General features: G+C 53.5%; 17 protein-coding genes. 12 read left to right on the forward strand and 5 right to left on the reverse strand.

Going from position 1 to position 23,077, the window contains the following annotated elements:
* Window positions 1–289: 289 nt before the first annotated feature.
* Entirely contained in the window at window positions 290–3,139 is a 2,850-nt protein-coding gene (locus tag SD69_RS16675) for a TonB-dependent receptor (RefSeq protein WP_041524114.1), read from the reverse strand.
* Between the two features lie 540 nt (window positions 3,140–3,679).
* On the opposite strand from SD69_RS16675, the gene SD69_RS16680 reads away from it, so the two are divergent.
* Entirely contained in the window at window positions 3,680–5,233 is a 1,554-nt protein-coding gene (locus tag SD69_RS16680; RefSeq protein WP_157471742.1) for a sodium:solute symporter, read from the forward strand.
* Window positions 5,234–5,259: 26 nt separating this feature from the next.
* Here the strand turns inward: SD69_RS16680 and SD69_RS16685 are convergent, their stop codons facing one another.
* A complete protein-coding gene (locus SD69_RS16685; protein ID WP_041524115.1) occupies window positions 5,260–5,523 on the reverse strand; it encodes a hypothetical protein in 264 nt (87 codons plus the stop codon).
* Window positions 5,524–5,567: 44 nt separating this feature from the next.
* Window positions 5,568–5,882 (reverse strand): antibiotic biosynthesis monooxygenase family protein, encoded by a 315-nt coding sequence (locus SD69_RS16690; RefSeq protein WP_041524116.1) that lies wholly within the window; start codon window positions 5,880–5,882, stop codon window positions 5,568–5,570.
* A 113-nt stretch (window positions 5,883–5,995) separates the two neighbouring features.
* Here SD69_RS16690 and glpK point away from each other — a divergent pair, with 113 nt between their 5' ends.
* Window positions 5,996–7,477, forward strand: coding sequence for a glycerol kinase GlpK (gene glpK / locus SD69_RS16695; RefSeq protein ID WP_041524117.1), 1,482 nt, complete (start codon window positions 5,996–5,998; stop codon window positions 7,475–7,477).
* A gap of 16 nt (window positions 7,478–7,493) precedes the next feature.
* Here glpK and trhA read toward each other — a convergent pair whose 3' ends face one another.
* Both trhA and SD69_RS16705 read right to left on the reverse strand, forming a co-directional pair.
* Window positions 7,494–8,120, reverse strand: coding sequence for a PAQR family membrane homeostasis protein TrhA (gene trhA / locus SD69_RS16700; RefSeq protein WP_041524118.1), 627 nt, complete (start codon window positions 8,118–8,120; stop codon window positions 7,494–7,496).
* 225 nt (window positions 8,121–8,345) lie between these two features.
* Window positions 8,346–10,325 carry a TonB-dependent receptor gene (locus SD69_RS16705; RefSeq protein WP_052481295.1) on the reverse strand — a complete coding sequence of 660 codons (1,980 nt, stop codon included), beginning with the start codon at window positions 10,323–10,325 and terminating at the stop codon, window positions 8,346–8,348.
* A 274-nt stretch (window positions 10,326–10,599) separates the two neighbouring features.
* Here SD69_RS16705 and SD69_RS16710 point away from each other — a divergent pair, with 274 nt between their 5' ends.
* The 10 genes from SD69_RS16710 (at window position 10,600) to SD69_RS19150 (ending at window position 23,026) form a co-directional block, all read left to right on the forward strand.
* Window positions 10,600–11,346, forward strand: coding sequence for a response regulator transcription factor (locus SD69_RS16710; RefSeq protein ID WP_052481296.1), 747 nt, complete (start codon window positions 10,600–10,602; stop codon window positions 11,344–11,346).
* A 78-nt stretch (window positions 11,347–11,424) separates the two neighbouring features.
* Window positions 11,425–11,709, forward strand: a complete 285-nt coding sequence (locus SD69_RS16715; protein ID WP_232301256.1) for a DUF2218 domain-containing protein — start codon at window positions 11,425–11,427, stop codon at window positions 11,707–11,709.
* Window positions 11,706–13,052: an MATE family efflux transporter gene (locus SD69_RS16720; RefSeq protein ID WP_052481298.1), complete on the forward strand. Its 1,347-nt coding sequence runs from the start codon at window positions 11,706–11,708 to the stop codon at window positions 13,050–13,052. Before SD69_RS16715 ends, SD69_RS16720 begins: the two co-directional genes overlap by 4 nt.
* Before the next feature lie 108 nt (window positions 13,053–13,160).
* Complete coding sequence (locus SD69_RS16725) at window positions 13,161–14,969, forward strand: IucA/IucC family protein (protein ID WP_041524119.1); 1,809 nt, start codon at window positions 13,161–13,163, stop codon at window positions 14,967–14,969.
* Window positions 14,962–16,851 carry an IucA/IucC family protein gene (locus SD69_RS16730; protein WP_052481299.1) on the forward strand — a complete coding sequence of 630 codons (1,890 nt, stop codon included), beginning with the start codon at window positions 14,962–14,964 and terminating at the stop codon, window positions 16,849–16,851. Before SD69_RS16725 ends, SD69_RS16730 begins: the two co-directional genes overlap by 8 nt.
* A complete protein-coding gene (locus tag SD69_RS16735) occupies window positions 16,832–18,124 on the forward strand; it encodes an AMP-binding protein (protein WP_052481300.1) in 1,293 nt (430 codons plus the stop codon). The genes SD69_RS16730 and SD69_RS16735 overlap by 20 nt, the downstream gene beginning before the upstream one ends.
* Window positions 18,121–19,380 carry a DUF6005 family protein gene (locus tag SD69_RS16740; protein ID WP_052481301.1) on the forward strand — a complete coding sequence of 420 codons (1,260 nt, stop codon included), beginning with the start codon at window positions 18,121–18,123 and terminating at the stop codon, window positions 19,378–19,380. Before SD69_RS16735 ends, SD69_RS16740 begins: the two co-directional genes overlap by 4 nt.
* Complete coding sequence (locus tag SD69_RS16745; protein WP_198144121.1) at window positions 19,377–20,210, forward strand: sugar phosphate isomerase/epimerase family protein; 834 nt, start codon at window positions 19,377–19,379, stop codon at window positions 20,208–20,210. The genes SD69_RS16740 and SD69_RS16745 overlap by 4 nt, the downstream gene beginning before the upstream one ends.
* Complete coding sequence (locus SD69_RS16750) at window positions 20,198–21,535, forward strand: DUF418 domain-containing protein (protein ID WP_052481302.1); 1,338 nt, start codon at window positions 20,198–20,200, stop codon at window positions 21,533–21,535. Before SD69_RS16745 ends, SD69_RS16750 begins: the two co-directional genes overlap by 13 nt.
* A gap of 186 nt (window positions 21,536–21,721) precedes the next feature.
* Entirely contained in the window at window positions 21,722–23,026 is a 1,305-nt protein-coding gene (locus tag SD69_RS19150) for a methyl-accepting chemotaxis protein (RefSeq protein WP_041524120.1), read from the forward strand.
* Window positions 23,027–23,077 lie beyond the last annotated feature (51 nt).

Raw genomic sequence — 23,077 nt, forward strand, 5'->3', positions numbered from 1 at the left:
CCCCCGCCTAGCGGGGGCAAAAAGAAGAGACCATGCATAACTGCAAATTTACTCTGTGGCCGACTGCCCATAGCCGGCACACGCCATTACAGCTAAACACCTGTTCCGCATGTATTCGGAACAATGTGACGCGTTAGCGTCACTCCGGCTACCGGGAGTTGGCTGGCAACCGGAAACGGGACAAGCCCGATTAACACCACCGGCCATCAAACGGGATAGGCAACCGGTGGGAAACTCAAATTCACTACATTTTAGAAGGGGCAGCGACACAAAGGCCGCCCCCGCCTAGCTAGAAGCTGTAACGGGCACCCAGGGCATAAGTGGTGCTGTACAGGTATGTTTGAGACGAGTGGTACTGACTGTCTCCATAGCTGGTTTTATACAGCTCGCCCGTCAGATTAGTGGCATCGAATGTCAAAGTCAGACCGTCAGTAACGTCGTAGCTAACCTGCATATCGAGACTCTCCTCGGCATCATGATAAATGCTGAGCGGGTTGGCAAAAGATGCCGCGTCGTCGCCGTACAGGAAGTTGTCACGCCACACGTAAGACAATCGCACATCAAAACTTTCACGCTCATAGGCGGCCGTAACGTTGTAGGAGGTGTCGGATACGCCGTACATCGGGCCAGTCTCATAACCGGTGATTTCACCAGCATCGTTAGTCTGCGGATTAGTTTGCTCAGAATCCAGCGCGGTAAAGCTGGAGGTCACACCTAACCCGTCAAGCGCACCCGGCAGGTTGTCAGGGAAGTAAGAGAAGCCAACTTCAACACCCTCCAGCATCCCCTCAGAAGCGTTGTCTGGCTGACTCAGCGTAAAGGTATCTGCATTAAAGCCGGGTATATCGGCCTGAACACGGTTGCGGAACGACACCACCAAATTCTCAATGTCCCGACGGAACAAGGTAATGTAAGCCGAGCTAGCCTCACCGAAGTAATACTCCAGCGAGAGATCGTAGTTCTGCGAGGTTGTAGGCTTAAGATCCGGGTTACCGCCACTTGCCGTACCATAACCAATGTTACTCACATCATCAAAATAGGTAATGTTAGCATTCAGGTCGATAAAGTTAGGCATGCGCAATGTTTCGCCATAGCTCGCACGCACCAACAACTCATCAGTAATGTTGTAGCGCAAACTTAAGTCCGTTAGGAATTCGGTGGTATCTTTCGACGCCGAGCTCATAGACTGATTAAGAATAGGGCTCCCATCAGCGTTAACCTTAGGGTTCCCCTCATCGTCCAATGCTTGCGTATACTCGTAAAAGCTCATGTCCGTCTGCACGTTAACGGAACGGAACCCTAACTCACCCTCGAGATTACCGACACTAAACTGGCCCGTAACGTAAAGGGCGGTGTTTTGCTCGTTAATGTCAAATGTTCTACGCAGAGCTTGCGGCGTCAGCTGGTAAAGATCCATAAAGGCTTCTTTGTTGGCAGCCACATAGTGACCGTTGGGCGCGTACCAACTTGTAGTCGTGTCCGCCTCACCATCCATGAAGCCACTGTTTATGTGCGCCATACCGTCGTAAGTCTCCGGCCGACAAAGCGAGATATCGTCGATTCGACCCTCGTTGACAAGATTGGTACACGTTGTATTTTGCGGGTTATCCCGACTGAGCTCAGAGGCGTCGCGGTCGTCATAACGGATACCAAAATCAATCGTATGTAGAAAATCCCATCCGGTCGCGTAATCGGCATCGGTAGTGAAGGTCACCGCTGACCCTTCATTACGCGCCCCACTGTCAAAAAACTGAGCCATGGTCCAACGCTGGGGACTGGTCATATCAGACTCATCCACGCCGGCAGTTGCCGGGTTATCACCAAAAGTGAAGCCCGCTACGTCATCAAAGTCAGCCATTACCTGATGCTGCACACCTTCAACTCGCTGAGCAGTGAATTCGGTTTCAAACTCACTGTCTTGGTAGGCCAGATCAGATTTAACATGCAAACGATCGGTAAAGTCCCACTCGCCGGTCAAAGCGTACATAAAGCTATCTGTACTCTGGTCCGTGATATCACCACTGCCAAAAGTGTAAGGATTACCAACTGTGCGGCTTTTAATAACGTTGGTACCTTCGTACAACTCAAAATCACCAGCGTCGCCGTGCCAATCAACAAAAGCAAACAAGAGGTTATTAAAACTCTCGTTGTGATACCCGTTGTAGAGAGCCTCGAAGGTATATTCAGAAGAGTCGTTAGGCGCGAACTGCAACACAACATTGGCGGCCTGACGCTCGCGCTCACCGGTAAAATCAGATTGAATAACCGCATCGCGCGCAAGATAGTACTCGGTGGGCGTGCCATTAATAAGCATTGTCGAGCCCGCGGCAATAGGCAAACCATTTTGGGTACCCGTTTGCCAGATTGGGCTCTCCGCTACAACGTTACCTGGGTCTTCTGGCCGAATGCGCTCCAACGGAGCAAAAGGAGAGCCAGCGGGTGGATTTTCAGTCATGTAAGGCACTTGTGCACCGGCCTGTACATTCTGGTCGCGATAGCTTGTGCTCGCATATGACAAATTCACCAAAGCACCGAAATCGCCAGCTCCGGTTTCCCAGAGGCTACTAAACAACCCGCTAAGGTTGGGATCGGTCTCTTCCGATTGGTCCTGATAAATAGCACGGGCGTTTAACTGAACGCGCGGACCATCAAAGTCAAAAGGACGGAAAGTGTGAACATTGATCTGACCGGCAATACCGTTTTCGTACTGGCTGGCGGACCGGCTCTTAATAACATCCACCTGGTTAACCAACGTCGAAGGAATGTCGGCCAAAGCCTGTGCCCGCCCTGAAGCGGTAAAGATAGTGCGGCCATTCAAAGTGGTGCTAACATCATTCAAACCACGGATAGTAACGGTGCTCGCTTCACCCGCGCCACGATCGGTCACCTGAACACCCGACACGCGCTGCAAAGACTCTACAACGTTATTATCGGGCAACTTACCGATGTCCTCTGCAACAATAGCGTCCATCACCTGCATGGAATCGCGCTTAATATCTTGTGCTTTATCGAGACTGGCCCGGATACCGGTAACAACTACCTCTTCAAGCAACATTTCGTCATCTTGAGCGGCAACCTGAGTTGACCCTAGCGCAACAACCAAGGCGATGGATGAGCTGAGCACACTTCGCTTGAACATATCTTATTCTCCGTACATTATTTTGACAGGCTTTATGTCGCTCACGCCTGTAACTCGATTATTATCAGTAAATACAAACCGCGCTGATGCAACCAACACGGGCGATAGCCTTGTGTGTGCTATCACGACTCTCCTCGTTATTTGTATTACAATTTGAATCCTAATACCTTGCAAAGCGGTAGTCAAGCCCTCAAAACAAAACAATTGTCCTACTTATGCAACCCACCACTAAGCGAATGATTTTATAGGCAATATTGCAATTACTGAAGAAAAAACCGAAAATCTTCATCAAATGAAGGGGTTAAGGGCTTCTGGCAGGGAAAAGGCTCGATCACAAGTAATAACAAGGCCAGAAGCTGGCTCAGCATAATAAAAAACCACCCTTATAGTCAAAAGAACTATTATAGTACAATATAACCACAGATGGCGTTCAGCCCTACTTTTACCAATAATAGTCAAAAAGGGAGTCAGCATGATTGAATTCGCAGCACTGGATTACTGGGTACTCGGGCTGTTCTTTGTGCTGTGGTTGGGGTGGCCATGAAGCAAAAAGAGCGCGACACCACGGACTATTTTTTGGCCGGGCGCAATGCCGGCTGGCTGGTTATTGGCTCTTCTATTTTTGCCTCAAATATCGGCTCGGAACACCTGGTCGGGTTGTCCGGCGCCGGGGCGCAAACCGGCATGGCCATGGCCCACTGGGAGCTGCAGTCATTTATTATCATTTTGCTGGGCTGGATGTTTGTGCCTTTTTACTGGTCCAGTAAAATCTATACCATGCCCGAGTTTCTGGAACGCCGCTACGGCCCTTCCAGCCGCACTTTTCTCTCCATTATCTCGCTGATTAGCTACGTACTGACCAAAGTATCGGTAACCGTGTACGCGGGGGGCGTAGTGCTGCAAACGGTACTGGGCATCGACACCCTGTGGGGCTTTGACTTCTTCTGGGTTGCCGCTATTGGCCTAGTCGTGATTACCGGCATCTATACCGTATTGGGGGGTATGAAGGCCATCCTCTGGACATCGGTGATTCAAACCCCGGTGCTGATTATCGGCTCGGCGGTTATTTTGTTCGCGGGCCTGGATGCACTGGGCGGCTTTGCCGAGCTGGAGCGTATTAATGGCGAGAAGATGAGCTTGTTCCGCCCAGCTTCTGATCCCGACTTTCCCTGGCCCGGCGTTATCTTTGGCTCGCTAATTATCGGTTTTTGGTACTGGTGTACCGACCAGTACATTGTTCAGCGGGTACTATCGGCCAAGGGCATTGAGGCCGCGCGGCGCGGTACTTTTTTTGCCGGCTACCTGAAGCTACTGCCCGTTTTTATTTTTTTGTTCCCGGGCATGGTTGCCTTCGCTCTGCACGAGAAAGGCATTATCCAAATGGACAGCCCCGACCAGGCGTTTGCCACGCTGGTTTCAACTCTGCTGCCTGCGGGAGTTAAGGGGATTGTAATCGGTGGCCTGATCGCTGCTTTGATGAGTTCGCTGGCATCGCTGTTTAATTCGTCGGCAACCCTGTTCACCATCGATTTTTACAAGCGCTTTAAGCCCGAGTCCTCCGAGCAACACCTGGTGAAAGTGGGCCGCATGGCCACCCTGGTTGTGGTTGCCTTGGGTGTTATCTGGATTCCGGTGATGCAGCTGGTGGCAGATGTACTCTACGAATACCTGCAGCTGGTTCAATCACTGATCGCACCGGGCGTTGCCGTGGTCTTCCTGCTGGGGGTATTTTCCAAGCGTATTACCCCGACGGCGGGCTTTATCGGTCTGGTAGGTGGCTTTGTTCTGGGTATGCTGCGACTGGTACTACAAATATTTTCTGATAGCCTGCCCGCCGGTGGTTTCCTGGAATCGCTGGTTACGGTTAACTGGCTGTACTACTGCATCGGCTTGTTCCTCGCGACCTGCGCTATCGTTATCGGCGTCAGCTGCTTTACCAAGCGCGCTCCCGACAGTCAAATTGCCGGCATTACCTACGGCTCTATCAGCACCGAGCAACGCGCCGAGATACGCGCGGGGATCTCTAAGTGGGATATTATCCACACCGTCATTATTGTCGCGATCACCGTAGGTATTTACGTGCGATTTTGGTAGCGCTCTGCGCCCGTACAGTTAACTTATTACTCGTACGGGCGATCGAACGCATTATCAAAAACGTTATCGAGCACGGCACCCACAACGCCATCGAAAAAGGTAAAAGCCACCGACTGCCCGGCGCTGCGCAAGTCAGATTGCCGCTTAAGGCAGCGCGATAAGTAATCGGGCTTTCCCGGGTCATCCACTTGCGGCTGAGTGCGAATACAATCGCCAGTATCACTGGCAAGCTTCGCGGCGGTTGGCTGTCGCGGGGCGGCGCAGGCCGCCAACAACGCAATGACACTCACTAGCAACACTAACCTTCGCTGTAACCTAATCACCGCTCTGGCCCTCACACCTGTGCCCCGCTAAGGACTCCGCTAACCTGACGGTAGTGCTCAACCACCGGGAAGGGGTCATAAAATTTATGCAGCAGCGCCCGCCAGCGCTGATATTCGGCGCTTTGGCGAAACCCTTCCGTGTGATCTTCCAGCCTATTCCACCACACTAACAGCACATAGCGATCAGGCTGCTCGATACAGCGGTGGAGCTGATGCTCCCGATAACCGGGCATAGCGGCAATAATCGTTTGCGCCTCGGCAAAGGCTCGCTCAAATTCCGCCGCTTGGCCCGGGATCACATCCAGCGTCGCTTTTTCTATAATCATAACAACATCCTTGTTAAAGCCAGACACCACATACACCCGACAGCTTAACGCTTACAAGCGCATAATGTACCTCTCGTGTTACGCTTAATCTATAAAAACTGACGGAGGTCACCGTGGGCAAACACATTTTGGCGATCGATCAAGGCACCACCAGCAGCCGGGCTATGGTTTTCTCTCCCGAGGGCCGAGCACTCGCCAGTGCCCAGTGCGAATTTGACCAGCACTTTCCCAATGATGGCTGGGTCGAGCACGACGCCGAACAAATCTGGCAGGTGACCGCCCGAGTCTGCCGCGAGGCATTGGCCGAGCTGGAAACCCCTGATGACGTTATCGGTATTGGCATCACCAATCAGCGCGAAACCACCGTCGTGTGGCAGCGCAACACCGGTAAGCCCATTGGGCGCGCCATCGTGTGGCAAGACCGACGCACTGCACAAGTCTGCCGCGATTTAAAGAAAGCCGGCCACGAAAAGAGTGTACGCGAACGCACCGGCCTACTGCTCGACCCGTATTTTTCGGCCACTAAAGTCGCGTGGATGCTCGATAATATCGACGGCGCCCGCGAGCAGGCCGAGCGTGGCGAGCTGGCTTTTGGCACCATCGACAGCTGGCTGATCTGGAACTTTACCGGTGGCAAACGCCACGTAACCGACGCCACCAATGCCGCCCGTACCCTGCTGTTTAATATTCACGAGCAGCGCTGGGACGACGAACTGCTCGCGCTGTTTAATATTCCGAAAACCATGCTGCCCGAGGTGCTTGATTGCGCCGCCGATTTTGGAACAGCCACACACAGCCTCGGGGATATCGAGCTACCCATCGCCGGAGTCGCCGGCGACCAGCACGCCGCCATGGTGGGGCAGGCCTGCTTTAGCCCCGGCATGATCAAAAGCACCTACGGCACAGGCTGTTTTGCCTTGTTACACACGGGCGACACCCCCATTAACTCAGACAACCGGCTGCTTACCACCCTCGCCTACCGCCTAAACGGCAAGCCCCAGTATGCGCTGGAAGGCTCCATTTTTATTGCCGGAGCCGCCGTGCAATGGCTGCGCGATAAACTGGGAATCATTCAACAGGCCGCCGAAACCGAGGCGCTGGCCGAATCACTTAACAGCAACAACGGCGTGTATTTGGTACCCGCCTTTACCGGCCTGGGCGCCCCCCACTGGGAGCCTGACGCGCGGGCCATTATTTGCGGCATGACACGCGATACCGGCCGTGCCGAGCTGGCTCGCGCCGCACTTGAAGCGGTGTGCTATCAAACTCACGACTTACTCGATGCGATGACCGCTGACGCCGGCAAACGCCCCGACACCCTGCGCGTCGACGGCGGTATGATCGCTAACAACTGGCTCATGCAAATGCTCAGCGATATTACCGCCATGCCCGCCGAACGCCCCGCCATGATCGAAACCACCGCGCTAGGCGCCGCGCGCCTGGCGGGCTTACAACTGGGCATTTTCAACAATCTGGAAGATATTGCCGCGAGCTGGGAGCTGGAGCGCCGCACCGAGCCCGCGATGGAAAGTGCAACCCGAAAGTCACTCACCAAAGGATGGCAAAAAGCCGTGAAGAGAAGTTTGCTGGACTAAGGTAGCTAAACAGCAACTAACGCACATAAGCCACGATAGAAACAAAGTGGCAAAACGAGCCGGCCAATACAAACAAGTGCCAGATACCGTGGGCGTGACGCAGCTTTTTAAGACCATCGAGCACGTAAAAAATCACCCCCACGGTGTAGGTAATGCCGCCGGCGAGCAACCAGTAAAGCCCGGCGGCGGGAAATCCCTCGGCCAGATCCTGATAAACCGCCACGCACACCCAGCCCATCACCAGATAGATAATAATCTGCAGCCACTTGATGCGCTTTTTAGGCAGAATATCCAGCAGCAAACCCGCTACCGCCAGCGCCCAAATAATGCCGAGCATAAGCCAACCGGTGCGCCCCCCAATGGTAACCAACATAAAAGGCGTGTAGGTGCCGGCAATCAGTAAATAAATGCACACATGGTCGAGCTTGCGAAACACCGCTTTAACCCTGGGTGAGCGAAAGCTGTGATAGAGCGTAGACATGGTGTAGAGCAAGATCAGGGTGACACCAAATACCGCAAAACTTGCGATTAACGCAGCATCCCACTGCTGAATGCTGATGGTTAACAAGGCACCAAAACCAACCAGCGCCAGTACGGCGCCCACCAGATGGGTAATACTGTTGATCCGCTCGCCATCGTACATAATGCCCCCTTACTTTACGGCTCGGGCGTTTGCCCTCATTTCGCAACGCCATAAGATACGACACTTTTCCTGCCAATTGCACGCCACTTTTACCTCTAGCAGGCGTCACCTTATCTCAACACCAACAACCGCAATACACAAAAAAGCGCCACCGCGATACGCGATGGCGCTTTTTACACCAGGGCCAAATGTTTCAGCCCTGAAACCAAATGGCGTTAGCCTGGCTTAAAAACGATACGCCAGGCTCAGGCGAACATCACGCCCCGGCGCCTGATAACCTTTAATACCGGTATAGCCGTCCAGATGGGTAAAGTCCTCAACACTGCCGTGATCCAGGTACTCCTCGTCAAACACATTTTTTACGGTTAAAGTCATGCTAAAGCCGCGCCAGCCGCTGGGCTCCCAATGAGCATAGACATCGTGCACGTTATAGCCCGGCTTGCTGATACTGGCCGCGGCAGACTCAACATACAAATCGTCCAGATCTTGTACCAGCGTCATAATCCAGCCGATATCCATTGTGGAGCTCAACTGATACGAGGTGTCCATGGTTAGAGTATTACCGGTTGAGGTGCCCAAATAACCGTAGGAGTAGCGCGTTAGCGGCTCGCCATCGAGCTCAACATCGGTATCCACGTAAGTCCACTTAGAAAACAGGCGCTCGCCGTTATAGGTAACGCCCAATGAGTATCCGTTGGTTTCCAGCTCACCCAGGTTCTCGTAGTGACGCGACCAGGGCACATCGTTACCAATAGCATCTTCGATGGCGGTGTCATGATAACCGGCACTCAACAGGAAGGAGCCCAGCGTGTAATCCAAGCCCAACTCAAAGTTCTTGGCTTTCTCGGCTTTTAAATCCGGATCATTAGTGGTGCCAAAGAGTTTAAAACCATCGTTGGTTTCTACTCCGCGCAGCGATTCGGCGTAACCACCACTAAAGGTTATATCGCGGGTGATATCGTAAGCAAAACCAACATTGGGGCTAAAGCCATCCGAGCTGAACTCGTTGTTTTCTTTATCTACCGCATTAAAGTCATCCCAGCGGGTGCCAAAGGTTAACAGCAAAGTATCGGTGGCTTGATAACGGTCTTGCACAAAAAAGCCCAGTACATCGCTGGTTTCAACAAACACGTTACCACCCAGCGCGGCTTCACCGGCGGTGACTTCGTCATCGCGATAATCCGAGCCGTAAATAATACTGTGCTCGCCCACCTGGCTGGTGTTGCTCAACACATAACCCTGAGTATTCACCGCACTGGCGTAGTCATCCCAGGGGCGATAAATTTCAAAGTCGGTGTTATACAGGCTGACGTCCAACAGTACCCAGTCGCTATCGGGCTTGTCCCACGAGTATTTTAAGGTTGTGGTTTCGCGATCGAACTCTAAATCGCGCAACGGGTTGCGCGGGCCTTCGCCCCACTCTGGGCGGGTGAGTTTTTCGCCTTCTTCGGTCAGATTTTCGTAGCTAAGGCTGGCTTTGTGGCCACCGCCAAAATCGCCCACTAACTTCACAAACCCTAAATCCTGATTTGAGTTGGTGCCAGGCAAAGCATCACCATTAGGGTCTTGCATGTCGTCCTGATCGGAGCTGACGTAGCTGGCCATTGCGCTAAAGGTATCGCCCAGGCGGCCAAATACGGTACCGCTGCCTTTGTAGCCTTCGGTGTTGGAGAAGTATCCGGCTTTTAATATTGCGCCAAAATCTTTGCTGCCTAAAAGATCTTCCGGGTTTTTGGTTTCAAACTTAATGGCACCACCTAACGCACCGGGGCCGCTGGTCGCATCGCCCGCGCCCACTTGCACATGCACCTGTTTAAGCAGCTCGGGCTCGATGGAGATACGGCCCGTGTGGTGATAGGTCACACCCGACTGAGTCGCACCATCTACGCTGATGTTGAGGGTATCTTCACCTAAGTTACGCACATAGATTTTTTGCGCCGCTCCCACAGAGCCGCCCACCAATACCGTGGGTACGCCCGAGAACACGTCATCCAAATCGTTGGCTTGTTTACGATCCAGATCGGCCGAGGTCAGCAAGCTGTCTACTGGCTCACCAATCACCACCAGCTCTTCAATGGTCTCTTGTTTCTTTTGCTCGTCCGATGAGTCTGCTTCCGACTGAGCCAGGGTGCTGATGGGCAGCGCCAAAAACGGCGCCAGGCAGATGGGCCCGACATAGCGGGCGGGCTTAAACAAGCGTTGCATGATGACTGCGTCCTTTTGAGTTAACCTAAAAAAGAAGCATTATCATTTTCATATAAAGAAAAGTAAACACCTGTTACAGTTGTTACAAACCTTCAACTAATGCCCGGCAGACCGCTAAACCAACGTTTCAGCCCCACCTAGCGCGCCGCGAGTGGCGCCATATCCTGGTCTGGCTTTTACCAACCTGCGCACATCTCCGGTAAATTCATATTGCGCAAAACAAATATAATGAGTATCGTTATCATTAAGGATTGCAACACCAGCAGGAGTTAACGTGAACCCATCCGCTACCGAGCTGCCCATGCCCAACGCGCTATGGGTGGGCCCACAGGACGACTTGTTTAAGGCGCTGCAAGCGCAGTTTCGGGCTGAAGGCTGGCAGTTTAGCCTTTGTCCCGCCAACGATGAAACTTGCCTGAGCGAGCATCTACCCGGCAACGAGTTGTGCGTGTTGCTGTTAGATGCCGATGCGGTGGCTAACCCTTGGGAGCAGCTGGCCCAACTACACCAGTGGCAGCCGGTACCGGTAGTGATGCTTGCGCGCAACCACAACCTATGTGTCAACGCGTTTCGGCGCGGTGCCGACGACTTTTTAACCAAGCCCTTTAATCCACTCGAATTACTCATGCGTTGCAGTGCCTTACTGCGCCGGACCAGTAGCCAAGCTCGCCGCACAGCAGCCAGCCCTACCACCGACAGTGAGCTGGCTATTGGCCCGCTGGTACTGCATCGCCAGCAGCGGTTGGCCTCTTACGATAAGCAGCCTATTCAACTCACCGCGATCCAATTTAAGTTGTTGTTGTGCATGAGTCGCAACCACAACCGCCTCTTGCACAAAGCGGATTTGCACCGCTGGGTTCTCAATAAATCCTACTGCCGCGACGATCGCAGTATCGACATGCACCTCAGCCGAATCCGCAAAAAGCTTGAAGCCGCCGGCATGCCACCGGATGCGATACAAACGGTGCGCGGTCACGGCTATCAGCTATCGCTTGAGCCACAAACCATGTCTGCCTGTTAAGGCCCGCTCACGCGTCATCTTATCAACACCAACACCGCCGCCCGGCGGCGGCCAACCCGTAAGGAAGTCTCTGTGTTAATGTCATCCCGCGCCTCGCTTGTCCTCACCACACCCGCGCGCACCCTGCACCGGCTATGCAAACATTTTAGCCACAAGGTCACCGCCCGTTGGCAAGACAATACAGGGCATGTCGACTTTGCCATCGGTGAATGCACGTTAACGGCCACCACCGAGCAACTGCAACTAACGTGCTGGGCGCGCTCGTACGATGAACTGCGCGAAATAGAGCAGACTTTAGAACGCCACATCGGCCCCATGAGCGGCCAACATCAACAGCCACCCAAACTGATTTGGCACCGATGAGCACCCCAGCTAACGCCGCGCTTGGAGCGCCCGTCCTAGGCACATTTTTGCGTTATGTGGGCGCCTCCGTTGCCGGGCTATTGGCGCTCACGGGCGCCGCCATTATCGATGGTTTTATGGTGGGAAAATGGCTCGGCGCCGAGGCGTTAGCGGCGGTTAACTTACTCATCCCTTTGTGGATTTTGTTATTCGGCCTGGTGTTAATGCTGGCCATTGGCGCCAGCGTAGTTGCCAGCCGCTATTTAGGTGCCGGGCGCTTAAACGCCGCAAGCAAGATATTCTCGGCCACGCTGAGCATGGCAGCCATCGGCGGTTTGGCGCTTACGCTTATTTTTAGTTTTTTAAACAATTATCTATTAGCGCTGCTCGCCGTACCCGAGTCGTTGCAAGCACTAGTGCGCCCCTATTTTTTAATCGTACTGGCCGGGCTGGCACCTCAGTATGTGGCCGTAGTGCTGTACTATTTTTTACGCGTCGCCGGCGAGGCGCAGCGCGCCAGCCGCGCCCTAGTGTTAGGCGCGCTTGTGAATATCATTCTGGATATTCTCCTGCTCGGTGTACTGCACTGGGATATCCGCGCCGCCGCACTGGCCACTCTGACCGCACAGCTAACCCAGTGCGCGCTCTTGCTCGTCACTTACCGGCGCCACGCTGGCGCACTGCACTGGCGCCCGGCTTTTTTAAAAACCAAAAGGCTACTGCAGTTTTGCGCTAACGGTTTCTCCGAGTTTGTCAACGAGGTGTCAGCGGGTATTGTGCTACTGATTATTCACTGGCTGTTAAGCCGCGAGTTTGGCGTGGCCGCCGTGGCAGGCTTTGCGCTTATTCACTACGCTTTACTACTAAATATTATGCTAGCGTGTGCCATCGCCGAAGTGGTGCATGTGTTGGTCAGCCAAAACAACGGCGCCGGGCAAACACAGCGCAGTCAATTATTTTTTCGCTTAGGCCTTGGCCTCGCAGTGGTAACCGGCATTATCTTATGGTGCTTTAGCCACTGGGGCAGCCAAGCGCTTAGTCAGTGGTTTTTTTCCAGCGTAAATGCCGCTCACTTCGCACAACAGTTTTGGCCCGTAATCGCCCCGGTATTTTTACTCACCGGGGCTAACCTGGTGATATCGGCGTGGTTTACCGCGCAACAACGGCCTGGGCGCTCGGCGCTTATCGCACTGTCGCGCAGCTTAGTGTTGCCTTTGTTTTTTTTATGGTTGCTGTACACCTCCTCACTAAGCCTGCCATTTTTATGGGCCTTACCTTTTGCCGAGCTATTCACCTTGCTGCTCGCGGGCTTCTTTACGGCGCAACATTCCTCTCTTTGGCGCGCAAAAGTTGCCTTTAATTAAAATCCGGGCAAAGTTATGTAACAACCGTAAAATAAAATGACAATGAGAATCGCTCTCATATAATCGGCTACACACTCTCCTTAAAGGAATCATAACGGGGACTTTGCTATGGCCGATTGCGCACGACAGCTTGCAGAACACACGACCTTTCAGGCATTTATAAATTGCTACCTGCGCGAGGTTGATCCGGGCCAGTGGGTCAGCCCAGATACCCCATCTATCCAAGCGGCATTAACGCCCAGCGCCCCCTTGTTACAGCTGCGCTTACCGAGGCAAAAGATAACGCTACTACTGGCCGTACCCTACCGTTCGCGCGTAGGCCGCCACCACATCAGCGCGGTATTTTTACCAATGCCAGAGACAGCGGCCGGCTATAAACAGGAAGGATTCTGGAGCACATTGCTCTTATTGGTGAAAGAGTTATTTTACGAGCGGAACCAGAGCCACGGGCTAAAACACCGCCAGCTGGAGTTAACCCACCGCTTAACAGACAGCCTACAAAACACCATCCGCTATTTAGACGCTCGCTGGCAGCTGCCGTACCAAAGCTGCGATGATTTTATCAGTGCCGAGCAAAGTTTACTGCTAGGTCACTGGTTGCACCCTACCCCCAAAAGCCGTCAGGGAATTTTAGATTGGCAACATGAAATGGTCACCCCGGAGTTGCAGGGTGAATTTCAAATGCACTATTTTGTCGCCGACCGAAAACTCGTTGAACAAGATTCCCTGCGATTAAAAAGCGCTGAAGATTTAATTATCGATGCCTTTGGCGGTACCTCTGACACCATAGCACTGACCTACAATGAGGTACTGCTGCCAGCGCACCCGCTGCAAGCACAATGGCTGCTGACTCGCTCGCATGTGCAGCAGTGGATAGCCGCCGATGAGTTACGTTATTTAGGCCCACGGGGGCAAGTGTTTACGGCTACCTCATCGGTGCGCTCGGTGTATCAGCGTCACACCCCCTGGATGTATAAGGTTTCGTTACCGGTCAAAATCACTAACTCATTACGTCAAAATAAAACCCACGAGCTGCGCGCCGGCGTGTTAATGGCGGATCTTATTGAGCGCTTAGGCTTTAGCCAACGGTTTAAACAATTTCAGTTAATTAGTGACCCCGCATATTTAACGTTGCGACACCCGGAGCTTTCCGAAACCGGGTTTGAAACCATATTGCGCGACAACCCCTTTGGCGCACAGTCGGGGCGCCACGTTTACTGTATGGCGGCGTTAGTGCAAGACACCTGGCACCCAGATCAAGCACACACGCTTCTTAGCGAGATTATTTACCGCTGCGCCACGCAAGAGCAGCGCCCTGCCCGCGCGGTAGCAGTAGATTGGTTTGACGCCTATTGGCAATGCGCTATCGAGCCTTGTATTCGACTATACGATCAGTACGGCATCGCGCTTGAAGCACATCAACAAAATAGCTTGCTGCGTTTAGCCGATGGCTACCCCAAAACTTATTATTACCGCGACAATCAGGGCTTTTATCTCGACGAGGCACGAAAGCCGCAGTTGCTAAAATGGCAACCAAAGCTTGACCACGATAGCGAATTATTTTATGCCACCGCAGCCATCAATGATCGCTTTGGATATTATCTGTTAATCAATCAACTATTTGCCGTTATTTATCGTTTAGGTGCCGACGGTATTATCAGTGAAGACGAGCTCATTAATATCCTGCAACAAAAGCTAACCGGGTTATGCAAGGTATTAACCGGCAGCGGAAAATTGTTAGTAGAAACCTGGTTAACTCAACCACTGTTACCGGCAAAAGCCAACCTACTCACACGGGTGGAGGACATTGACGAACTCGAGGCCGATTTAGAGCTGGCCGCCTACAGCGATATTACCAACCCTCTGTGCGCGGCGATGCCGCTCGATGAGACAGTCAGGGAGAGCGCTTATGTTTGAGGCAGCAAAAGCGCAACCCAATAACATCAAGAGTAAAACGCACGAGGCATTAACCACACCTCAAGCTCACAAGGAGCTCAGCTCCCCCCTCAAAGGCGGATTATCAAAAATCCGTGAAAGCAACGCGCAACGTATTGTTCGGCAGGCGCTAGAGGCGGCGCTGTTTGAAGGGCTGGTGGATTACATTTACGTGCCCGGTAAAACTGAACGGTGGGGCACTGTGTATTTTAGTCTGCACAATACCGACTATCGCTGCCGGGGCCGGGTACGTGGTTTCGCACGGGTACGGTTGGACCTTGGCGGCTTAACTCGAGTCCAACGCACAAGTACCTCAACCAGTGCGGAACACTTACTCGAGCAACTATTGGACGCACTGCCGGCGGAGCTCGAGGCCCGCACCCGGTTTGCGCAAGAGCTGAGTCAAACCCGCCGCTGGTGCGACTGGAACTCACAGCATAACCCAACACAGCCTTTGTGCCGGCGAGGTTTAGCGTTTGCTGAGCTCGAAATGGCGATGACCGAAGGCCACCCCTACCACCCGTGCTTTAAAGCGCGTATCGGTTTTAGCGAAGAGGATCACCGCCGCTTTAGTCCAGAGTCCGCATCGCCGATTACTCTTCACTGGCTTGCCATTCCCAACGGTTACGTCGTGTGTTCAGGGGAGGCCGAACGCCGTAACGACTTTTATCACGCCGAGCTGGGCGCTACCGGCTTTGCCACACTGCAAGCGCGCGCCCGAGCGCGAGGGGTAGATCCACACGCGGTTACCTTTGTACCTGTGCATCCCTGGCAGTGGCAACAATGCTTAGTCGAGCCCTTTCGCAAAACCGGCGCGGCCATTGTTGACTTGGGCCAACCCGGTGACGACTACTGGGCCAGCCAGTCTGTGCGAACCCTCATTAACCGGCAGCAGCCCGCTAAAGCTGATATTAAGTTGCCCTTGAATATTATCAACACATCCGCCCCCAGGCACTTGCTGAGCCACGGCATAGAATCAGGCCCGGCGCTGTCGCAATGGCTTGCTGCCACCGTAGAGCAAGATAGTTTTTTTCAGCAGTATCCGCTGGTCATACTGCGCGAATACGCCGGGATTCGGGTTAAAGAAACTGAACTGTTTGCAAACCACGATCCGGCTATCTGTCAGCTTGGGGCACTGTGGCGCGAGAGCATCGCCAGGCACCAAAAACCGAACGAAGCAGCCGTGCCACTGATGGCGCTCGCCCTGATCGAACAAGACGGTAAACCTTTTATTGACCCGTGGGTACAAGGCTACGGTTTAACCCCATGGCTAACCCAGCTACTCGATACGTTAATTTTCCCGGTTTGGCACCTGCTGGCGCACCACGGTATTGGCCTTGAGGCGCACGGGCAAAACACCATCTTATTGCATCAAAACGGTTGGCCTGCGCGCTTAGCCGCGCGCGACTTTCATGAGAGCGTCGAGTATGTCGATGCGTTTTTAGCCAACCCCGACACCGCGCCAGATTTTGCACAACAGGCGCGTTACGCCCACGCCAAACCCGATGAATATTATTGGATGAAAAACATTGAGGCGCTGCGCGAGCTAGCCATGGATACCTTATTTGTTTTTCATTTATCCGAGCTTGCACTGTTATTAGACGAGCATTACGGCTTAAACGAAGCCCGGTTTTGGGCGATGGTGAGCGACTGTCTGGCGCGTTACCGAGAAGCGGGCCATTGCAACACAGAGCGGCTGGATCAACTCGGCTATCAAGCGCCAATGATTAACGTCGAATCACTGCTGCGTAAAAAACTGTGCGCCGACGGACAAGAATATCACCACCGTGTGTTTAACCCCTTATCGCAAGATAACGGCCAATCTATTACCCAAGAGGTGCCCGATGCTGTTTTACCTCGATGATAAACCCTATGATCAAACCGCCGTCCAGCACCGCTGGACAATACTTGACGCTATCGCCGCCCTAAAAACCTGCCGCCGTATTGCTGTGTGTACCCAGGACACCTTCGAGTGGCTGGCTATCGCACTTTATTGTCGCAAGCGAGGTTTATCGGTCGCGCCGATTCACCCCGACACACCTCATACTGTTGCCTTAGAGAAAGCCACTGCTTTTGGATGCGACGCCCTTGTCTGGCAATACGCCGAGCAATTGCAAACGCTCGAGCCAAGCACAATGCCGGGCGGCACCTTGATACAATTTAGCTCCGGCACCACCGGCGCGCCCAAACAAATTGAACGCCGCTGGGCTGATATTGACATCGAGATTGAGCATTACAACCAAACTATTCAGCTGCAACCCGACGTAGTTCCCGTGGTGGCCTGCTCAGTCACTCATTCCTACGGATTTATTTGTGGCCTGCTGGCGAGCATGGCGCGCGGCGCGACACCACACATCATTACCGGCTGGAACCCCAAGCACTTGCTACGCACGCTGCAGCAGTATTCCAAACCCTTGCTGTACAGCTCACCGGTATTTATTAAAACCCTATTAATGCTCTGGCGCGACGCGCAGCCTTTGTACGGCGTAATGACCTCGGGCGCGGTGACGCCCGAGCAAGATTTTGCCGTGTTACAAAATAAAGCCCGGCATGTTTGGCAGCAGTACGGCTGCTCAGAGGCCGGCTGTGTCGCCCTTGCCTACCAGCCCGAAAGTGCCCGCGTTATGGGCCGGGCATTGGGCCACTGCCAATTAGTAACAAGCCGTAATCCCGCCGCCCCCACCGAGGTGATTGTGCGCCAGAACGGACGCGACATTCATACCGGCGACGCCGGTTACGTAGATTCAACCGATAACCCGCACCTGCATTTTTGTGGCCGTATTGACGACACCATCATCACGGCCGGTTTCAACGTTTACCCCCAAGAGGTAGAAAGCGCACTCACGATGCACCCAACCATTGCCGAGGCAGTGGTGTTCAGCATGCCCGACCCACTGGCCGGCGAACGGGTCGCCGCTATTTATACGGCCACTACCGCCCTAACAGACGAGCAACTGCGCGAGCTCTACCGACAACACCTTACCAGTCACCAAAAGCCAAGTTGGATTCAGCGGGTCGATAAAATTCCGCGTCTCGCCAACGGAAAAATTAGCCGCCGGCAACTCACGCAACGTTTTTTTAAGCAGGCCGCGCAGCAACCAGACAGAACCAATAACGACGAGGGAGCGCCCGCATGAGCGATGAATTACAACCCCAGTTTTGGCCCCAGCTTGAACAACTCGTGGCGCAACACTTACCTCGCGTGCCGCAACACGCGCTTACTCGCGAGGCCCACTTAAGTTATGACTTAAACCTGGACTCGGTGGAGTTAATGCAGCTGCTGGTGCTGCTCGAAACCGAAGCGGGTTTTACCATTCCCGATTACGCACTCAACCCAGAGACACTACAGACTCTTGGTGATCTGGAGCGCATCTTAACCACGGATAACGAACAGTCCGTGGGCGAACCCGAGCTCGACGTAAAAGTGCACTGTGTAGTGAGCTGTTTATGCCATCCAATTAAACAGGCAGAGATCGACCACCGACCGCTGTATTTTGGGGTATGGGATGCCGAAGTGTTTATCGATGATGCATCGCGGCTGCGCTATCACGCCGATGATGTCGATCATGATTTTTTCTTTAAGTGGTTTGCCGCACTGTACGGCGCAAATGTCACCCAGTGGTACGACAACACCCTAAGCAAAGCGCACAACATCGCCTGCTTACAGTCATTGATGAGCGAACGCAGCGAACGCGACCACCTGATGGTCATGATCGATATGTATCGTTTACCGGAGCGCGAGAACCGCTTTGAGTTAAATCCGTTTCCCCATTACGTGTTGCTTGAGAACAGCCAGCAGCCCGATAAAGTTTGGATGTGGGATCCAGACTTTCGTTGGGAGGGCGAGCTGGAGCGCCGCAAAGTACTCTACGCCATCGAATCTCCCGCCGTCGCCGGCGGCTACGCACTAGACACACGGGATTTACACGAGCCTGCAGCCGAGCAGGTTACCGCGTACTTTGCCGCCTGCATGCAAAGCACCAACGTCTTAACCCAGGCGGTCGAGCGGGTAATCGACGCCCATCGCCCGGCCACCGGCACCGAGCCGCTCGCACACTTAGGGCAGGCGTTATCCGAGTTACCGGTACTCGCCATCCGTAAATACGCCTACGAGCACGGGCTTGCCTATTTTTACCGCGCCATTGGCCGCCCCATGGATGAGTTTGAGAGTTGGTGTGTAGTCATCGAAGCGCTGGCCAAAGGCTACGAGCAGGTGCTCTACCTGGCAAACAAATGGTCGATGACTGAAAAAGATACCGACTACACCGCCTTAAGCGCTGCGATTGATGAGCAACACCGCCGTGAAAATCGTATCAAAGCGGCCGTGTTAGAGGCCTATAACGACTGGCAAGCTACCCTGACAACCCCACAACGGCAAGAGGCGTTGCCATGATGCACTTATCCCTTTGCACCATTAGTTTTCGTCATCATTTAGTCTCGCTACCCGAGCTTGCTACCTTTGCAGCCCGGGCAGGGTTTGATGGTATAGAACTGTGGGCCGCACACGCGCGCAGCCTCAGCAACCAACCGGCGCTAAACGGTCGCTGGCTGGACGCGATGAACCTGCAAGTATCTATGTTGAGCGATTACCTACCCTTTACCGGCAGCGCCGCTGGCGGGCAAACTAAGTTGGCGCAGTTATGCGAGTTGGCCGATCACTGGGACTCCTACAAACTGCGCACCTTTGCCGGTCACAAAGCCAGTGCCGAGACCAACCCTCTGGAGCTACAGGCATTGATCTCGCGCCTGCGCGATTACTGCCAACAAGCTCACGACCGGGGTTGTGAGTTGCTCATCGAAACTCACCCCAACACTCAGGCCGATACCATTCAATCCACACTGGATCTCATCGAGGCGGTAAATCATCCGGCGCTAAAAGTTAACCTGGATGTACTGCATATCTGGGAGGCCCATGAAGACCCCATCAAGGCCTGGCACGTGATGGCGCCCTACATTCACCACCTACACTTTAAAAACATTAGCCAGCGGCAACAGCTGCCCGTGTTTGCCCCGGCCAATGTTTACTCCGCCGCCGGCAGCCGCGAGGGCATGGTGCCATTATTTGAAGGTGCCTACGATTTTGCCAGCTTTATCAATATGCTGCCGCAAGACCGAATCCACAGTGCCTCGCTCGAGTGGTTTGGGCACGACCCACAAGCCGTTATCGCCGAAGATTGCCAACAAATTCGCCGTGCGCGTGCCGGGCGTTTATGCGAGGCGTAATCAGTGCCGCCGCAGGCAACGCGCCACAGCGCATTCAAGCGATCGACACCCTGCGGGGTATCGCGGTGCTAGGCATACTGCTGCTTAATATCGTCAGTTTTAGTTTGCCGCGCGCCTACATAGACCCCAGTGTTTACGGTGGCTACCAGGGGTGGAACTTAACCGCTTTTGGGATGACGCATTTGTTTTTTGAAGGCACCATGCGCGGGCTGTTTTCACTGCTGTTTGGTGCCAGCGTGCTATTACTGACTGGCGACTGGCGCCGCTCTACGGCGCCGCAGAATATGGCCGACCTTTATTACCGGCGTATGGTCTGGTTATTTTTATTCGGCATTATTCACGCGTGGCTGCTTTTATGGTTTGGCGATGTTTTATATTGGTACGCATTAGCCGGCATGTTTTTGTACCCAGCGCGAAAAATGCGAGCGCGCTGGTTAATGGTTATCGGCGTGCTGTTACTGGCCACACTGATACCCCGCAGCATTATTAAAGTCGTGGATGCCAGCACCACCGAACGCGAGGCCCAGGCCGCCGAGCTGCGCTTAAGCAGCGGGCACGAGCTAAGCCAAAAAGAGCAGGGCGCGCTCGAGCACTGGGCGGACATTCAGCGCTGGCGCAAACCCGACAGGATCGAGGTGCAACGCCAGATCGACGCACTGCGCGGCGATTACCTGTCGGTTTTCGCCGAGCTCAAGCCAACCATAATCGCCTACCAATCGACGATTTTGTACCGTGGCGGCTTCTTCGATGCGCTCGGTATGATGTTGCTCGGGATGGCGCTTCTTAAAGCCGGCGTGCTAACTGGAGAGCGCTCACAGCGCTTTTACGCACGACTCGCAGCCGGCGGCATCGGGCTTGGACTTAGCATAAACGTGCTTGAGCTAGCCGCACTGATTCGTCACGAGTTCAGTATCGTTGCCGTCTTGAAATGGGGATTCCTCGGCCTGTACTACGATCTCGGCCGAGTGCCACTTACTCTGGGTTATGTCGGACTCGCACTTTGGGTTTATCAGCAAGGGTGGCTTCAGAAAACCCAAGGTTACTTAGCCTCTTGCGGCAAAATGGCACTCACGCTGTACGTGAGCCAGTCAATTATTTGTGCATTTATATTTTATGGTTTTGGCCTTGGCTGGTATGGTCAGCTATCGCGCGTCGAAGTCTACAGCGTCGTTTTACTCATTTGGGCCCTACAATTAATCGGTAGCCAATGGTGGCTACGCTACTACCGCTTTGGGCCACTGGAGTGGCTTTGGCGCTCTTTGGTGTACTGGCAGCGCCAGCCAATGCGCAGGCGTCTTGTATCAGCGCCGGGAGCAACCTCTTGAGTCCACCTTAAAAATGCCGCACTCGCCGCTTAGCGTTATTCGGTGTAATCGCCTGGTTTTGCCATCAGCCCCATTACGCTTCTTTACCCAAATAATGGCATCTAAAACATCATTCTTCACGTACGTAAGGGGATACTAGAACAGGCAGCCGGTGTACCGCTGCAGTCTTTCAGGAGACACCCCAATATGTTTAACAATGCTCTTAAACGGCAAGTGAGCGAGCTACAACACAGTGCGAACGCGGCCAACGCTATTGTTAGCTCAATCAGAGATCATATGGCCTACATCGAGTTTTCACCTCAGGGTACAGTACTCGATGCTAACGAGCTCTTTTTAAACACGACCGGTTATGCCTTAAGCGGTATCGTCGGCAAGCACCACCGTCTTTTCTGTAGCTCGAGCTATGCCGACAGCCGCGAGTACCAAGACTTTTGGCGAGACTTAGCGGCAGGAAAAAGCATCAGTGGTACTTTCGCTCGCGTCACAGCAAGCGGCGAGCAAATATGGTTGGAGGCCACTTACTTTCCGATCTCTCGCGATGGTCAGATTCACAAAATCGCAAAAATAGCCACTGACGTCACCCGAGAACACTTACGATTAAATGCTCAGGCCGATATTACCACGGCCTTAAACCGCTCTATGGCGGTCATAGAATTTAGCCCACATGGCACCATCCTTACCGCCAACGATAATTTTTTACGTACCGTCGGCTACCGTTTAGAAGACATACAAGGCAAACACCACAAAATATTTTGCACCAAAGACTTCTACCACGAGCGGCCTAATTTTTGGCGCGAGCTATCCCAGGGCGGCTTCAAATCGGGCCGGTTTGAGCGCCGCAGCGCCTCGGGCAACACACTGTGGCTAGAGGCCACCTACAACCCCATTATGGACGACAAGGGTAACGTTTATAAGGTGGTTAAGTTTGCCGCCGACATCAGTGCCCGGGTTGAGCACGCCAAACAAGTGTCGGCCGCCGCTCACGTCGCACATGATTCAGCTCTGCAAACCGCTGACACAGCCGTTAAAGGCACTAAAATGCTCGAGCAAGCGGTGAATAACTTTGCCTCCATCAATCAGCATGTAGAAGACGCGGTGACGTTAATAGATAAGCTCAACGAGCAGTCGTCGCACATTACCGCTATCGTCTCGACCATTAGTGGTATCGCCGAGCAAACCAACCTACTTGCGCTAAATGCCGCCATTGAGGCGGCCCGCGCGGGGGACTCCGGCCGGGGCTTTGCGGTGGTCGCCGATGAGGTAAGGCAACTGGCCGCGCGCACATCGCAATCAACCCAGGAAATCGCACAAGTCGTGAAACAAAATCAAGGGCTAACGCAAACCATTACCACCCAGATAAACTCAGTGTCGCACTCTGTTGGCGAGGGAAGCGCGCTCAATGTGCAGGTCGCGGAGGTTATCCACGACATTAATGTTAGCGCAAAAAAGGTATCGCACACGGTAGCAAGTTTATCGCTAAACGAGGATTAACACCGCACGCGAGAAAATTAGGCTCGCGTAGAAATTTGTCCCCCCCTTATT

This window comes from Gilvimarinus agarilyticus (genome assembly GCF_000832015.1).
Lineage (GTDB): Bacteria > Pseudomonadota > Gammaproteobacteria > Pseudomonadales > Cellvibrionaceae > Gilvimarinus > Gilvimarinus agarilyticus.